This window comes from Neorhizobium tunisiense (genome assembly GCF_039631515.1).
GTDB lineage: Bacteria > Pseudomonadota > Alphaproteobacteria > Rhizobiales > Rhizobiaceae > Neorhizobium.
Window position 1 is genome coordinate 595,251 of sequence record NZ_JBDIUU010000001.1, and the last position, 15,585, is coordinate 610,835.

The 15,585-nt window shown below is 61.7% G+C and carries 11 protein-coding genes and 1 tRNA gene; 8 read left to right on the forward strand and 4 right to left on the reverse strand.

The window, feature by feature from the left end; all coding sequences use genetic code 11:
- Window positions 1-7: 7 nt before the first annotated feature.
- Window positions 8-1,000 carry an alpha/beta hydrolase gene (locus ABCW43_RS03110; protein ID WP_345922084.1) on the forward strand — a complete coding sequence of 331 codons (993 nt, stop codon included), beginning with the start codon at window positions 8-10 and terminating at the stop codon, window positions 998-1,000.
- On the opposite strand, the gene ilvA is transcribed toward ABCW43_RS03110, so the two are convergent.
- Window positions 993-2,207, reverse strand: coding sequence for a threonine ammonia-lyase (ilvA, locus tag ABCW43_RS03115; protein ID WP_445738914.1), 1,215 nt, complete (start codon window positions 2,205-2,207; stop codon window positions 993-995). The genes ABCW43_RS03110 and ilvA overlap by 8 nt on opposite strands.
- 168 nt (window positions 2,208-2,375) lie before the next feature.
- Here ilvA and ABCW43_RS03120 point away from each other — a divergent pair, with 168 nt between their 5' ends.
- On the forward strand, window positions 2,376-3,830 hold the full coding sequence (locus tag ABCW43_RS03120) for a TrkH family potassium uptake protein (protein WP_345922085.1): 1,455 nt from the start codon (window positions 2,376-2,378) through the stop codon (window positions 3,828-3,830).
- Here ABCW43_RS03120 and ABCW43_RS03125 read toward each other — a convergent pair.
- From ABCW43_RS03125 to wrbA, 3 genes are all read right to left on the reverse strand, one after another.
- Window positions 3,827-4,474: a metallophosphoesterase family protein gene (locus ABCW43_RS03125; RefSeq protein WP_345922086.1), complete on the reverse strand. Its 648-nt coding sequence runs from the start codon at window positions 4,472-4,474 to the stop codon at window positions 3,827-3,829. The genes ABCW43_RS03120 and ABCW43_RS03125 overlap by 4 nt on opposite strands.
- A gap of 67 nt (window positions 4,475-4,541) precedes the next feature.
- Window positions 4,542-4,627 (reverse strand) — tRNA-Leu (locus tag ABCW43_RS03130).
- Between the two features lie 148 nt (window positions 4,628-4,775).
- Window positions 4,776-5,375, reverse strand: a complete 600-nt coding sequence (gene wrbA, locus ABCW43_RS03135; RefSeq protein ID WP_345922087.1) for an NAD(P)H:quinone oxidoreductase type IV — start codon at window positions 5,373-5,375, stop codon at window positions 4,776-4,778.
- Between the two features lie 249 nt (window positions 5,376-5,624).
- Between wrbA and ABCW43_RS03140 the strand changes: the two genes are divergently transcribed.
- The 6 genes from ABCW43_RS03140 to ABCW43_RS03165 all read left to right on the forward strand — a co-directional run bounded on the left by ABCW43_RS03140 (window position 5,625) and on the right by ABCW43_RS03165 (window position 15,585).
- Window positions 5,625-6,410, forward strand: coding sequence for a competence/damage-inducible protein A (locus ABCW43_RS03140; protein WP_345922088.1), 786 nt, complete (start codon window positions 5,625-5,627; stop codon window positions 6,408-6,410).
- Between the two features lie 124 nt (window positions 6,411-6,534).
- Window positions 6,535-7,374, forward strand: a complete 840-nt coding sequence (locus ABCW43_RS03145; RefSeq protein ID WP_345922089.1) for a putative universal stress family protein — start codon at window positions 6,535-6,537, stop codon at window positions 7,372-7,374.
- A gap of 78 nt (window positions 7,375-7,452) precedes the next feature.
- Window positions 7,453-7,950 (forward strand): xanthine phosphoribosyltransferase, encoded by a 498-nt coding sequence (gene gpt, locus ABCW43_RS03150; RefSeq protein ID WP_345922090.1) that lies wholly within the window; start codon window positions 7,453-7,455, stop codon window positions 7,948-7,950.
- 436 nt (window positions 7,951-8,386) lie between these two features.
- Window positions 8,387-10,234: a methyl-accepting chemotaxis protein gene (locus ABCW43_RS03155; RefSeq protein WP_345922091.1), complete on the forward strand. Its 1,848-nt coding sequence runs from the start codon at window positions 8,387-8,389 to the stop codon at window positions 10,232-10,234.
- A 60-nt stretch (window positions 10,235-10,294) separates the two neighbouring features.
- Window positions 10,295-10,876 (forward strand): hypothetical protein, encoded by a 582-nt coding sequence (locus tag ABCW43_RS03160; RefSeq protein ID WP_345922092.1) that lies wholly within the window; start codon window positions 10,295-10,297, stop codon window positions 10,874-10,876.
- Window positions 10,877-11,772: 896 nt separating this feature from the next.
- On the forward strand, window positions 11,773-15,585 hold the full coding sequence (locus tag ABCW43_RS03165) for a vitamin B12-dependent ribonucleotide reductase (protein ID WP_345922093.1): 3,813 nt from the start codon (window positions 11,773-11,775) through the stop codon (window positions 15,583-15,585).

A 15,585-nucleotide genomic window follows, 5' to 3' on the forward strand; every position in this document is an offset into this window, starting at 1 on the left:
GTGCCGGATGCGGAGGAGATTCTTGTCATGGCGGACGCTCGGTTATGCCTGCGCGATCCTGATCACCGCCTTCGGAGTGCTATTGATGCCCGGCCCGCGCATGCCCGCTGACGGTTTTCCGGCTTTCGACAAGGCCCGCCTCGGCGCCGACATCGATGCTTACCTTGCCGCGAGCGAAAGCCGCTTCACCGATATCCGAACGGGTGCCGCAAAACGCATCATCTGGGCCGATCCGGCGACCAAAACGAAGACGCCTTTCGCCGTCGTCTACCTGCACGGCTTTTCGGCTTCGGCCGAGGAGATACGCCCCCTGCCCGACCGGGTCGCGGCAGCGTTCGGCGCCAATCTCTATTTCACGCGGCTTGCCGGCCACGGCCGCAGCGGCAACGCCATGGGCGAGCCAAGCCTCGACGACTGGCTGGCGGATTTTTCGGAGAGTCTCGCGATCGGCGAAGCGATCGGCTCCGGGGTGATCGTCATCGGCACCTCGACCGGCGCCTCGCTCGCGACGCTCGCGCTTGCCGACCCGAAGATCGCACCGCGCATCTCGGCGGCCGTGTTCATATCGCCGAACTACGGCATCAACAGCTTTGCCGCGTTTCTGCTGACAACACCGGTCGCGCCGCAGCTATCACGGCTGCTGCTCGGCGAAAACCGCGGCTTCACGCCCTATAACGACCGCCACGGCGCCCACTGGACGACCCGCTATCCGACAAGCGCGCTGCTGCCGATGGCCGCCCTCGTCAAGCTCTCAGTCAAAAGCCCGGTCGAGCAGGTGAGGACGCCGGCGCTTTTCCTCTATTCGTCGCTCGACCAGGTCATCCGGCCCGACAGGGTGCGCGCGGTTGCCGGCCGCTGGGGCGGCCCTCATGAGATTTTCGATGTCGGCAGGACCGGCGATCCCGGCAACCACGTGATTGCCGGCGACATCGTCTCGCCGGCCACGACCGGGCCGCTTGCGGACCGGGCCGTCGCCTGGCTGCAGACCACGCTCAGATGACGAGGTTCGCCAGGATTTCGTTCTCGGTGATGTCCTGATAACCCATGCCGGCGGCATCGAACCTTTCGAGCAGGCCGGCGAAATTCTCCGGTCTTGCGGTTTCGATGCCGATCAGGATCGAGCCAAAATTGCGCGCCGATTTCTTGAGGTATTCGAAGCGGGCGATATCGTCTTCCGGGCCTAGGAGATTGAGGAAGTCGCGCAGCGCGCCGGGGCGCTGGGCAAGCCGCAGCACGAAATATTTCTTGAGACCGGAATAGCGCATGGCGCGTTCCTTGACGTCCGGCAGGCGCTCGAAATCGAAATTGCCGCCCGAGACGACGCAGACCACCGTCTTGCCGACAAGCTTTTCGCGTCCCAGCATCTCCAGTGCGGTGATCGACAGGGCGCCCGCCGGTTCCAGCACGACACCTTCGACATTCAGCATTTCGATGATGGTGACGCAGATGGCGTTTTCCGGCACCAGCAGGACCTGATCCGGCGAAAAGCCCTTCAAAGCCTCGAAATTCAGGTCGCCGATCCGCGCCACCGCCGCGCCATCGACGAAATTGTCGAGCTTGGCGAGCGTGATCGGCTCGCCGGCTTCGAGGCTCTTCTTGAGGCTCGGTGCCCCCTCCGGCTCGGTGAACAGAAAATCTTCCCGCGCAACGATATCCTTCAGGTAACCGGTCGTCCCCGACGAAAGCCCGCCGCCGCCGACCGGCAGGATGACCAGATCGGGCGTCACGCCTTCCGGCAATTGCTCGACGAGCTCGGCCGCGACGGTTGCCTGGCCCTCGATGATGTCGGCGTCGTCGAAAGGCGGCACCATGACGCCGCCGGTCTCTTCCACATGGGCGCGGGCCGCCGCATAGCACTGGTCGAAAATGTCGCCGACCAGCCTGATGGTGATGAACGGGCCGCCGAACATGCGGGTCTTGTCGATCTTCTGCTGCGGCGTCGTCACCGGCATGAAGACCACGCCCGGCACCTCGAAATGCCGGCAGACGAAGGCGAACCCTTGCGCGTGATTGCCGGCCGAGGCGCAGACGAAGGTCTTGCCCTTCGCGCCCGAGGCGATCGCCTTGCGCAGGAAATTGAAGGCGCCGCGGATCTTGTAGGAGCGGACCGGCGACAGGTCCTCGCGCTTCAGCCAGATTTCGGCACCGTAACGGCGGCTGAGGTGCTCGTTCATCTGCAGCGGCGTTTCGGGAAAGATCTCCCGCATCGCAACTTTCGCTTCGTCCACCGCCGCTTTCGTCACGCCTGCCTTGGTCACACCTGCCTTGGTCACATCGGCCATCCATTGAATTTCAAGAATGGTCCCGCTATGCCATAGGCCTACGGCTGAGACAAAGCTTCTTTCAGTTGCCGCGAACTTCGGGACAACCATTTTTTGAACGCCAATCTTCTTCGGTCGGTCATCTACATGACGGCGCTCTGCGCGCTCTACCTGTCGCTCGCCATGTTCCTGCCGGCGATGGTGGACCTTTATTACGGGCATCGCGACTGGCAGGTGTTTGCGATGTCCGGCTTCATGGTCGGCGGGCTTGCGGCGGCAGCGGCGCTCGCGACCCATGGTCCCCCGCCGGTCTTCAACAAGCGTCTCGGCTTCCTGCTGGTCAACGTCCTTTGGGCGATGTTTTCCGTGGTCGGCGCCATCCCGCTTTTCCTTGCCGAACACGAGCTCTCGTTTGCACAGGCGCTGTTCGAATCGATTTCCGGCATCACCACCACCGGCTCGACCGTGATCGTCGGGCTGGACAACATGCCGCCCGGCATCCTGCTCTGGCGCTCGCTTCTCTGCTGGTTCGGCGGCATCGGCATCGTCGGCCTGGGTCTGTTCGTCCTCCCGTTCCTGAAAGTCGGCGGCGCTTCGATCTTCAAGCTCGAATCGTCGGAGACCAACGACAAGCCGTTCGCCCGCCTTGCGAGCTTCACCCGGGCGTTCCTGATCGTCTACGTCCTGCTGACGCTTGCCTGCACCATCGCTTACGATCTTGCCGGCATGGACCATTTCGATGCGCTGAACCATGCGATGACGACGATCGCCACGGCCGGTTTCTCGACCCACGACAATTCCTTCGCCTTCTTCGACAGCAGCGCAATCCTGGTGATCGGCACGGTCTTCCTGGCAATCTGCAGCATGCCGTTTTCAGTGCTGATCCTGCTTGCCGTGCGAGGTCGGCTGGATACGCTGCGCGATCCGCAGATCCTGGTTTTCCTCGGTTATCTCTGCGTCATCTCGATCGGCGTTGCGGTCTATCATCACCTGAGGAACGGCATCGAACTCGACGACGCGCTGATACACTCGTTCTTCAACATGACCTCGATCCTGTCGACCGGCGGCTTTGCCAGTGACGACTATACGCTGTGGGGGCCGTTCGCGGTGCTCGTCGCCTTCTTCGCCACCTTCATGGGCGGCTGCTCCGGTTCGACGGCCGGCGGCATCAAGGCCTATCGTTTCGTGGTGATGGTCAACGTCATCCGCGCGGGGCTCAACAAACTCGTCTATCCGAACGCCATCTATCCCGTGCGTTACGGCAGCCTGACTGTGGATGCCGAAACGCAGCGTGCGGTCTTCCTGTTCGTCAGCCTCTATATTTTCCTCTGGGTGGTCGGCAGCATCGGCATGACGCTGTTCGACTACGACATCCTGACCGCCACCTCCTCGGTCATCACCGCGCTGTCGAATGTCGGCCCCGGCATCGGCCCGATCGTCGGTCCTGTCGGCAATTTCTCGACGATCAGCGATCCCGCCCTTTACCTGCTCTCGCTGATGATGCTGCTCGGCCGTCTCGAAATCCTGACCGTGCTCGTGCTCCTCACCCCGGTCTTCTGGCGCTACTAGCCGGACACGCGCAGGAACCGGATCGGCCCGCCCGGCTCGTCGTCGTCGAAGACCGCGCAGGTCAACTCGCCGCCGAAGACGCAGCCGCTGTCGATATTGGTGCGGTTGCCGATCGTCTGCGGATTGCCGGGAAGCGGCGTGTGGCCGTGGCACAGGTGTCGACCCCAGAATTCGCCGCCCTCGTCGCTGGCAAACCGCTTCCAGATCAGGTCGCGCTCCCGCTGCCCGTCCAGCGGCAGCGTCTCGTCGACGCCGGCATGTACGAAAATGCGGTGCGCGTCGACATGGATCAGCGGACGATGCGCGCACCATGACAGCATCTGCGGCGGCACGTAGCCGTCGAAGGAAACCATCGTCTCGCGGCCGCCATTGTCGAGCCACATGATCTCGTCGTGACCGCGGTTCTGGTGCGCGCGGACCATCATGTCCTCATGATTGCCCTTGAGCGCCGTCCAGCGCCAGCCTTCCTTCTTCGGCCCGGCCATGACGAGGTCGAGCACGCCCCGGCTCTTCGGACCGCGATCGATATAGTCGCCGATGAACACCACATGTCCGGAGGGCGCGTGATTCTCCACCTGGCCGAGCAGTTCCTTCAACTGCGCCAGGCAGCCGTGGATATCGCCGATCGCAAAGGTAAAGCTCAAAGCACGCCTCCATCGAAGTGGATATCAAACGGTCTTCATCGCAAACGGTTGCAGACAGGGTCAGGCCTGGTGCGGACGGCGGGGATCGAACCCGCATGACCAAAGGCCGAGAGATTTTAAGTCTCTTGCGTCTACCAGTTTCGCCACGTCCGCCTGGGCGTCCTGTTTCTTGAACTTGCGGCGCGTCGTCAAGCACCCAAATTGCGGAAGCGGTTCGCCCGCCGTGAAAAAACATGGCACGACGCAAAAGGGCGCGGCGATATCCCGCCGCGCCCTTCCCATTAGGTGTATGTGAATTCGATCAGCCGGCGAGCTTGGCGGCCAGCTTGGCGACGTAGGCGCCCTGGAATTTCGCGCCTTCGAGTTCGATCTCCGAAGGCTGGCGCGAACCGTCGCCGTTGGTGATCGTGCTGGCGCCGTAGGGCGAACCGCCCTTGACTTCCTCGGTGCCCATCTGGCCTGCAAAGGCATAGGGCAGGCCAGCCACGGCCATGCCCTGGTGCAGGAAGGTGGGCAAGAAGCCGAGGATGGTCGATTCCTGGCCGCCGTGCTGGGTGGCGGACGAGGTGAACACCGAGCCGAGCTTGCCGACCAGCTTGCCCTGCGCCCAGAGGCCGCCTGTCTGATCCCAGAAATTGCGCATCTGCGAGGCGACCGTGCCGAAACGGGTGCCGGCGCCGACGATGATCGCGTCGTATTCGGTCAGTTCCTCGACGGTCGCGACCGGTGCCTGCTGGTCCATCTTGTAATAGGAGGCCTTGGCGACCTCTTCCGGAACCAGTTCCGGGACGCGCTTGACCGTCACGTCGGCGCCTGCCGACTTCGCGCCTTCCGCAACGGCATAGGCCATCTTTTCGATGTGGCCGTAAGCGGAATAATAAAGCACGAGAACCTTAGCCATGATCTTCTCCATTGGAATGTCTGATGTGTGAACAAGGCCGTCTGCGGCCAGAACCGAGCTCACATGTAACGGCTTCACGCGGGAACGACAGCCCTCGCCGGGTCTACGCACTGTTCAGCATCTGGAGACGATATTTCGCTTGCGGATCATAAATTCGTAACAGACGCGGTTTCTGCGTCCCTCACGACAAAATTGCTTCTGCCTTGAAAAAATTGGGCTTAGGAGTGTGGCACTTACGGAGGAATATCCATGTCTGAAGCGTCGCAACCGTCCTTGATCGTCACCGCCGCCATGCTCGCCATCGGCGACGAACTTTTGTCGGGCCGGACCAAGGACAAGAATATCGGCCATCTCGCCGATCTCCTGACGCTTTCCGGCATCGACCTCAAGGAAGTGCGGATCGTTGCCGACGAGGAGGATGCGATCGTCGAGGCGCTGAATGCGCTGCGCTCCCGCTACGACTACGTCTTCACCTCGGGCGGCATCGGCCCGACCCATGACGACATCACCGCCGATGCGATCTCGAAGGCTTTCGGGGTACCCTGCATCCACGATCCCGATGCGATGAAGCTGCTCGCCGACATGTACAAGCGCCGCGAGATGGAATTCACCGAAGCCCGCCAGCGCATGGCCCGCATGCCCGAGGGCTCCAAACATATCCCCAACCCCGTCTCGACCGCACCGGGCTTCATCATCGGCAATGTCTATGTGATGGCCGGCGTGCCGCAGGTCTTCCAGGCGATGGTCGACAACGTGCTGCCGATGCTGCGATCGGGCGCGAAAATGCTGTCGCGGGCGCTGCCCTGCCCCTATGGCGAAGGCGATATCGGCACGCTGCTGTCGGCCGTGCAGAAGGCTCATCCTGAGACCAGCATCGGCTCCTATCCGAAATATGACGGGCAGCGGTTCTCGACCGAGATCGTCGTGCGCGCCCGCGACCCGCAGGTCCTGGACGCGGCCGCCCAAGCCGTGGCGGAGATGATCGCCAGCATCGACCGGGCCAAGATCGCCACCAATCCGACGGCGGATGCCTGACCCGCGGCACCCTGCCTTTCCTTCTATCGACGGCCACTCCTTGACCGGGATCAAGGCGCGACACACGTATTTATCAGATACTGGCTCCCAATTCCGCAGAACCAGTTGATGAGGAGATACAGCCATGGCCTACAAGACCATTCTCGCCGTTCTCGACACCCCTCAAAACGCCCGGCCGATCACCGATTACGGGATCGCGCTCGCCGAACGCTTCTCCGCCCACCTGATCGGCGTCCACGCTGAAACCCTGGCAGCCGTGCCGCTGATCGCGCCGATGGAAATTCCGGACCCTTCCGCCGTGCAGATCCTGCAGGAGGCGGCGCAGAAAGAGACGGCGGAGGTGGAGCGGATCTTCAGGCGGCAATCGACCCGCGAGGGGCTTTCCGTCGAGTGGCGCAGTTTCATGTCGTCGGCGGGTTACGGCTCCCATTCGGTGATGGACACCGCCCGCTCCGTCGATCTGATCCTCGCCAGCCAGAGCGATCCGGCGCATGCCGATCACCGCGCCGATCTGGAGACTTTCCTGTTCGACAGCGGCCGGCCGATGCTGCTCGTCCCCTATACGATGAAAGTGCCTCAGCCAATCAAGCGGGTGATGGTCGCGTGGAACGGGTCGCGGGAAGCGGCGCGGGCGACCTTCGATTCGATGCCGTTCCTCAAAGCAGCCGACAGCGTCGAGGTATTCTGCGTCGATCCGAGCGACCGTGGCGGCCAGACGCCGGAAATGGCAGGCGCCGAAATCGCGACGACCCTTGCCCGGCACGGCGTCAACGTGACCCTGTCGACGCAGGGAAAGAGCGGCATCTCTGCGGCAGCGGCGATCGAGAACCACCTGTCGGAAGGCAGCGTGGATCTTCTGGTGATGGGCGGCTATGGCCATTCGCGCTGGTGGGAAATGCTGTTCGGCGGCGTCACCCGCAGCCTGCTCGATTCGATGACGGCGCTGACTTTGCTTTCCCGCTGACAAATCCTTGCGTCACCGGGCGAATTGCCGCTATTAGCGAGAGCCAACAACATGCTTTCGCTAATGGTGGCCAGCCTCATGTCTCTTCCCGAAAAAGCCTTCCCCGTTTCCTGGGATCAATTCCACCGCGACGCCCGGGCGCTTGCCTGGCGTCTTGCAGGCCTGAAACAGGATTTCCGCGCGATCGTCTGTATCACCCGCGGCGGCCTGGTGCCGGCGGCGATCATTTCGCGCGAACTCAATATCCGCCTGATCGAGACGGTCTGCATCGCCTCCTACCACGACTACGTCAATCAGGGCGAGATGAACCTGCTCAAGGGAATCACCCCCGAACTGACGGTCGACGAAGGCGCCGGCGTGCTCGTGATCGACGACCTGACCGATACCGGCAAGACGGCATCGGAAGTGCGCACCATGTTGCCGAAGGCGCATTTCGCCTGTGTTTATGCGAAACCCTCAGGCGTGCCGACCATCGACACTTTTGTCACCGAAGTCAGCCAGGACACCTGGATCTATTTCCCCTGGGACATGGGCTTCACCTATCAGGAGCCGATCGCCAAGGCGGACCGCGGCTAACCTGTAGCGGCCAGTTTCAGGCGGGCGCGAGCCGGGTTTGTGGATGGCAGGAAAAGGAGCGGCAGGGAACCCTCGCCGCAGGAGCGCTTGGGCGCGGGCCAGCGGCGGATTCGGCGCGTTCGGAAGGACTGCCGTTAATAGTTCATTTCGGCATCGCCGAGCTCGATGAGGCCTCCGCGCGGCTCGAATTTGGCATTCATCAAGGAATTCGCGCCGATTTCGTCCCAGGCGCTATATTTCTCCGCTTTCCTCATGAGGGCGTCCTAATTTTATTTTTTCTTCATATAAAGAAGGAACACTGTCGTCCGTAGGCTTTGCCTGGCAATGGCGACGCGGGCATGATGCCTGCCGTGTAATACTCTCAGCGTACGATGTCCGAGTTCAATCCGCCAGACTGGGATCTCCCGGTCGCGTCTGCATGACATCGAGGCCCTGGATGCGTGATTTTTTGAATAGGATGCCGCTCACCACCAAACTGGCGGCGCTTATCGTCGCGGTCAACATTTGCGGCGTTTCCGCATTGGCAACCTATACCTGGATATCGGAAACACGCTTGCTGATCAGCACGGCGACGACACAGTGGTCACGCGGCGCGGAGCAATTCGCATCGGTTGCGGCCGGCGGCGTGAAATGGGGCAAGGTCAATGCGGTGCGGGAAGCCTACGCCTTGTCGCGCGACAATCCGGCACTCAACCTGGTCCAGTTCGCCGCGTTCAACGCCGAACTCGCCCCGGTCGACATCTGGGCACGCGAAGGCGTGCCAGGCGTCCTGTCCTCCGCCGAATTGGCCCAGGCGATCAGTCGGAAACCCGACGAAACGGTTGTCGATACGACACTGGCTTCCAGAGGTCTGGTCGGGATCATTGTGCCCCTGCCTCCAGACAAATCCGGCAAGGTCACAGGCTATCTCTTCACCGCCTGGTCGGTGGCGAAAATCCTCGCCACGGCACAGCAGGAGGTTTTGAATACGCTGCTTATCCAATTGCTCGTCATCACCGTAGCGGTAACAGCTTTCCTCTTTGCAATGCGCAGACTTGTCGGACGCCCCGTCAGGAACCTCAGTGCGCGCATCATCGCTTTGCAAGCCGGCGACCTCACCTCCCCGGTCGAATACCAGCGCAATGGCGACGAGATAGGCGTTCTCTCGCGCGCGCTGGAAGTGTTCCGCGGCGAGGCTATTGCGAAGGTCGAAGAAGAGCGTATCGCCGCCGAACAGCGCCAGTCGCTTGACGAGGAACGCGCCCGCAATACGAGGATCACCGAGGAAACCAGCAACACGCAACGGGCCGTCATGGCACAGCTCGGACACGCGCTGGAGAGGCTTGCCGGAGGCGACTTTTCGACTCATCTCGATGGTCTCGGCCCGGATTTCGAAAAACTGCAGCAGGACTTCAACAACATGGTCGAGGCGGTTGCCGCCGCCCTGACGGAGATCAAGGAAGCCTCTCACCAGGTGGAAGATCGCTCCAGCGAGCTTGCCGGCGCCGCCGACCAGCTGGCCCAGCGCACGGAACGGCAGGCCGCGGCTCTTCAGGAGACCGCCGCCTCCCTTGGCCAGGTCACAACAACGGTCAAAACCTCTTCACAGAAGGCCGAGAGCGCCGGGCACCTCGTCGAGGAGACGAAGAAGGGTGCTCATTCGTCGGCAACCGTCGTCCGCAATGCGATCGGCGCGATGGACCGTATCCAGGCCTCGTCCAGCCAGATCGGCCACATCATCGGCGTCATCGACGAGATCGCCTTCCAGACCAATCTCCTGGCGCTGAATGCCGGCGTCGAGGCGGCCCGCGCGGGCGAGGCCGGCAAGGGTTTTGCAGTCGTTGCTCAGGAAGTGCGCGAGCTGGCCCAAAGATCGGCCAATGCGGCCAAGGAAATCAAGGTTCTGATCACCAGCTCCAATCAAGAGGTCGCTGCCGGCGTCGGGCTTGTCAACGACACGGGCGACGCCCTTCTCCAGATCGGCGACCAGATCAACCGCATCAGCGACAGCATCGTTTCGATCGTCCAGTCCTATCGGGAACAGGCCATGGGTCTGCAGGAGATCAACACCGCCATCAATCAGATGGATCACGCGACGCAGCAGAATGCGGCAATGGTGGAAGAAACCAATGCCGCCTGCCAGGAACTGCTTTCTCAAGGCCGTCTGCTGCTGAGTTCGGCCAGCAGTTTCATCGTCGGACAACCAGCCGGGAATGGCGCCCAGGTCCATCCCGGATCGGGGAGGCATCAATCTCTCTCCGACGAAAGAGCCAGCTTTGCCGCTCCGTTCAGACAAGCGTCCTGAAGACGCCTCTGCGGCGGCATGACCTCATAAACGTCAGCAACCTATGGAAGGGAAACATCTATGCATAAAATCATCGTCATGCTCCTTCTCGGCAGCACCGTACTCGCCCTGCCCCTTGGCACGGCTCTGGCGGAGGAGGCCCACGTCGCGCCGGTGACCGAATATGTCACCGCTAAAGTAAAGCCCTGGCTCACCGACACCGTGGTCATCTCGGCGATCAAGGCCCAGAATGCGACCAATGCCAAGCTGAGCGACGCCGATATCCTGGCGCTCGACAAGAAATGGCGCGCCGAGGTCGACAGCTCCAATCGTGCGACCATCGACAGCGTGCTGAACAACGCCTTGTCGAAACTTCTCGTGGAGAAGAAGGAAAAGTCCGAAGGGGCGATTACGGAAATCTTCGTCATGGACGCCAAGGGCCTCAATGTCGGCCAGAGCGACATAACCTCCGACTATTGGCAGGGCGACGAGGCAAAGTTCAAGAAGTCCTTCGGTGCCGGCAAGAACGCGCTCTTCGTCGACGAGGTCGAAAAGGACGAATCGTCCCAGACGCTGCAATCGCAGGCAAGCGTGACGATTTCCGACGAGAGCGGAACGCCGATCGGCGCCGTGACGATCGGGATAAACGTCGATTCTCTCTGAGCCGGGCGAGATTGCTTCGGCGCTGTGGCACCGTTGAGGCCGCAGCGCCGGGACACATAAACCAGACTCTGGACCCGCCGATGACGAACGTGTTCGGCAAACGTCCTCTAAGCGGCCAGCGTTCTTGGGCCTAAGCCAGTCAAGACGCCTGAGTCTGTTTCCTGGACGGAGCTCCACCCCGTCAGGGGCCGTTCGCCAAGGACTGATTCTCGTCAGCCCCTTCCAAAAATCCCGGTATTTGTCATCAGCCCGCGCGGTCCAAAACCGGCGCGGGCTGATCTATTACTAGTGGCTGTGGATTCTTGAAGTGCCTCAATATGGTACGGCCGGACCTTCAAAACCCCGCCGAGCCGGGTTTGTCGTAGGGTATGGCTGTCACGAAATATTTCGGCACCTTCCTACGCAAGCTTCAAGCCATCCTCGCAACTGCCTGAGATTCCTTGGCTATTTTTCCATCCCCGTTATCCACAGCCTGATAGGCACAATATCTTGTGGTTATAAAAGCGTAGCGATCTACGCCTTGACGAATCTCTCGGGTCGTCCGACAGTGTTCCTTACGTTGCGGCGGCGACTGGACCGGAATTACGAGGCCGGTTCTTCTTCGAGTTTGACGGGAAAAGACCATGCAGTCCGGCTATGAGGGGCGGGCTGCAAGAACGGTCTCCGTGCGTGCTCGATTTTCCGCTCCGGAACAACGGTTGGGACTGGCGGAAAGATTCTGTTAATACTATATGTAGTAGTGTTGCAGCCGTTATCACCACAACATACAGGTTGGCATCTACGGATGATCACCTGGGATCGGGAACATTCAACCGGCTGCGCGCGTCGAACGTGTGGGCTGGAGCGGCACATCTGCGCCTTACCAACGGGCGCCAACTGACGAGGGATTTAAGGCAATGCGCATCGAACGTCGTTTCACCAAGCCGGCCACAGGCGCTTACGGGGAAATCGAATTCCGCAAGGGGATCAGCGAGATCCGCAATCCGGACGGCTCGATCGTCTTCCGGCTTGCCGACATCGACGTGCCGGCGCAGTTCTCCCAGGTCGCGACGGACGTTCTGGCCCAAAAATATTTCCGCAAGGCCGGCGTTCCCAAGATTCTGAAAAAGGTCGAAGAGAATGACGTCCCCTCCTTCCTGTGGCGCTCCGTCGCTGACACGGAAGCGATGAAGGCGCTGCCGAAGGAAGAGCAGTACGGTTCCGAAACCGATGCGCGTCAGGTTTTCTCCCGTCTTGCCGGCACCTGGACCTATTGGGGCTGGAAGGGCGGTTATTTCACCTCCGAAGAAGACGCGGCCGCCTTCATGGACGAGCTTGCCTATATGCTCGCCACCCAGCGCGTCGCGCCGAATTCCCCGCAGTGGTTCAATACCGGCCTGCACTGGGCCTATAGCATCGACGGCCCCGGCCAAGGCCATTTCTATGTCGACCCGTTCACCGGCAAGCTCACCAAGTCCAAGTCGGCCTATGAGCATCCGCAGCCGCATGCCTGCTTCATCCAGTCGGTCGAGGACGATCTCGTCAACGAAGGCGGCATCATGGACCTGTGGGTGCGCGAGGCGCGCCTCTTCAAATACGGCTCCGGCACCGGCTCCAACTTCTCGATGCTGCGCGGCGAAGGCGAAAAGCTGTCCGGCGGCGGTCGTTCTTCCGGCCTCATGAGCTTCCTGAAAATCGGTGACCGCGCGGCGGGCGCCATCAAGTCGGGCGGCACCACCCGCCGCGCCGCCAAGATGGTCGTGGTCGATATCGACCATCCGGATATCGAGGAATACATCAACTGGAAGGTCAAGGAAGAGCAGAAGGTGGCGGCCCTCGTCACCGGCTCGAAGATCGTCTCCAAGCACCTCAAGGCGATCATGAAGGCCTGCCTCAACTGCGAAGGCGGTGGCGGCGACGATTGCTACGATCCCTTGAAGAACCCTGCCCTCAAGCGCGAAATCAAGGCCGCCAAGAAGGACCAGGTTCCGGAAAACTATATCGGCCGCGTCATCCAGTTCGCCCGCCAGGGCTACAAGGACCTGGAATTCAAGACCTATGACACGGACTGGGATTCGGAAGCCTACCTCACCGTCTCCGGCCAGAACTCCAACAACTCCGTCTCGCTGAAGGACGACTTTTTGCGCGCCGTGGAGCAGGATGGTGACTGGAACCTCACCGCCCGCAAGGACGGAAGGGTGATGAAGACGCTGAAGGCCAAGGACCTCTGGGAACAGATCTCCTACGCCGCCTGGGCGTCCGCCGATCCGGGCATCCACTTCAACTCGACGATGAACGACTGGCACACATCGCCGGCCGGCGGCCCGATCCGCGGCTCGAACCCGTGCTCGGAATACATGTTCCTCGACGACACGGCCTGCAACCTCGCCTCCATGAACCTGCTGCAGTTCAAGGACAAGACGACTGCCCGCATCAACATCGCCGACTACGAACATGCGACCCGCCTGTGGACCGTCGTGCTCGAAATCTCGGTGATGATGGCGCAGTTCCCCTCGCGCCAGATCGCCGAACTCTCCTACCAGTACCGCACGCTCGGCCTCGGCTACGCCAATATCGGCGGCCTCTTGATGTCGACCGGCATCGCCTATGACTCTCCGGAAGGCCGTGCCATCGCCGGCTCGCTGACCGCGATCATGACCGGCATTTCCTATGCGACCTCGGCCGAAATCGCCTCCGAGCTCGGCCCCTTCCCGAACTATGCCCCGAACCGCGACAGCATGCTGCGGGTCATCCGCAACCATCGCCGCGCCGCCCATGGCGAGACCTCCGGTTATGAGGCGCTCTCGGTCAACCCGGTCGCCCTGATCCATTCGGAAAACCCCGACCAGGATCTCGTCGCCCATGCCAAGGCTGCCTGGGACAAGGCGCTCGCGCTCGGCGAACAGCACGGCTACCGCAACGCCCAGGTCTCGGTCATCGCCCCGACCGGTACGATCGGCCTCGTGATGGATTGCGACACGACCGGCATCGAGCCCGATTTCGCGCTCGTCAAGTTCAAGAAACTTGCCGGCGGCGGCTACTGGAAGATCATCAACCGCGCCGTTCCGGAAGCGTTGCGCACGCTGGGTTATTCGGAAAGCCAGATCGCCGAGATCGAGGCCTATGCCGTCGGCCACGGCAACCTCAACCAGGCGCCCGGCATCAACCCCGGCTCGCTGCGCGCCAAGGGCTTCACCGACGACAAGATCGAAGCCATCAACGGCGCCACCAAGGCTGCCTTCGACATCAAGTTCGTCTTCAACCAGTGGACGCTTGGCGCCGACTTCCTGAAGAACACGCTGAAGGTCACCGACGAGCAGCTCGCCGACATGAGCTTCAACCTGCTCGAACATATCGGCTTCTCGAAGAAGGACATCGAAGCCGCCAACATCCATGTCTGCGGCGCGATGACGCTGGAAGGCGCGCCCTTCCTGAAGGCCGAGCATCTTCCGGTCTTCGATTGCGCCAATCCCTGTGGCAAGATCGGCAAGCGTTACCTCTCGGTCGAAAGCCACATCCGCATGATGGCGGCCGCCCAGCCGTTCATCTCGGGTGCGATCTCCAAGACGATCAACATGCCGAACGACGCGACCGTTGAGGATTGCGGTTCCGCCTACATGCTCTCCTGGAAGCTCGGCCTGAAAGCCAACGCGCTTTATCGCGACGGCTCGAAGCTTTCCCAGCCGCTCAACTCGTCGCTGATTGCCGATGATGACGCGGAAGACGCCGTCGAGGAACTGCTGGCCCAGCCGGCAGCCGCCCAGGCCGTGACGATCACCGAAAAGATCGTCGAGCGGATCATCGAAAAGGTCGTCCGCAGCCAGGAAAAGCTGCCCGGCCGCCGCAAGGGTTATACCCAGAAGGCAAAGATCGGCGGACACACGATCTTCCTGCGCACCGGCGAATACGACGACGGCCGCCTCGGCGAAATCTTCCTCGACATGAACAAGGAAGGGTCGGCGCTACGCGCCTTCATCAACAACTTCGCGATCTCCGTCTCGCTCGGCCTGCAATATGGCGTGCCGCTCGAGGAATATGTCGACGCCTTCACCTTCACCAAGTTCGAACCGGCCGGCATCGTCACGGGCAATGACGCGATCAAGAACGCCACGTCGATCCTCGACTACGTGTTCCGCGAACTGGCGATCTCCTATCTCGGCCGCCACGACCTCGCGCATGTCGACACGTCGGACTTTTCCAACACCGCGCTTGGCCGCGGCGTCTCGGAAGGCAAGGCGGACGTGGTCTCCAAGGGCCTGACCCGCGGCTATAAGCCGACCCTCGTTTCCGGCACCGGCGGCGACCGCCCGGCAGCCGACATCAAGGGTGCAGCCACCGCCGCCCCTGCCCGCGCTTCGACCGGCACCAACGTAACCGCCTTTGCCGGTGCCGCCGCCCGCAAGCTGGAACCGACGGTCGCCATCTCCACTTCCGAAATCGTCTCCTTCAAGCGGGACTATGAGGAGCGCGCCAAGGAACTCGCCGAAGAGATCGTCGAGGAACTGGCCGAGGAACAGGCGGCCACCACCGCCCTCTTCTCCGACAAGGCCGCCGACGAGGCAGCAACGGCGAAGACGGAAGCCAAGAAGGTCGAAAACGAACGCCGCATGCGCTCGATTGCCCAGGGGTATACGGGCAACATGTGCGGCGAGTGCCAGAACTTCACGATGGTCCGGAACGGGACTTGCGAGAAGTGCGACACTTGCGGTGCGACGAGCGGTTGCAGCTGA

Bases quoted from the DNA above. Each gene is read 5' to 3' on its own strand.
- wrbA (WP_345922087.1), bottom strand. From the start codon at position 5,375: ATGGCTAAGGTTCTCGTGCTTTATTATTCCGCTTACGGCCACATCGAA.
- ABCW43_RS03145 (WP_345922089.1), top strand. From the start codon at position 6,535: ATGGCCTACAAGACCATTCTCGCCGTTCTCGACACCCCTCAAAACGCC.
- ABCW43_RS03165 (WP_345922093.1), top strand. From the start codon at position 11,773: ATGCGCATCGAACGTCGTTTCACCAAGCCGGCCACAGGCGCTTACGGG.
- ABCW43_RS03140 (WP_345922088.1), top strand. From the start codon at position 5,625: ATGTCTGAAGCGTCGCAACCGTCCTTGATCGTCACCGCCGCCATGCTC.
- ABCW43_RS03160 (WP_345922092.1), top strand. From the start codon at position 10,295: ATGCATAAAATCATCGTCATGCTCCTTCTCGGCAGCACCGTACTCGCC.
- ABCW43_RS03155 (WP_345922091.1), top strand. From the start codon at position 8,387: ATGCGTGATTTTTTGAATAGGATGCCGCTCACCACCAAACTGGCGGCG.
- ABCW43_RS03110 (WP_345922084.1), top strand. From the start codon at position 8: ATGCGGAGGAGATTCTTGTCATGGCGGACGCTCGGTTATGCCTGCGCG.
- gpt (WP_345922090.1), top strand. From the start codon at position 7,453: ATGTCTCTTCCCGAAAAAGCCTTCCCCGTTTCCTGGGATCAATTCCAC.
- ilvA (WP_445738914.1), bottom strand. From the start codon at position 2,207: ATGCGGGAGATCTTTCCCGAAACGCCGCTGCAGATGAACGAGCACCTC.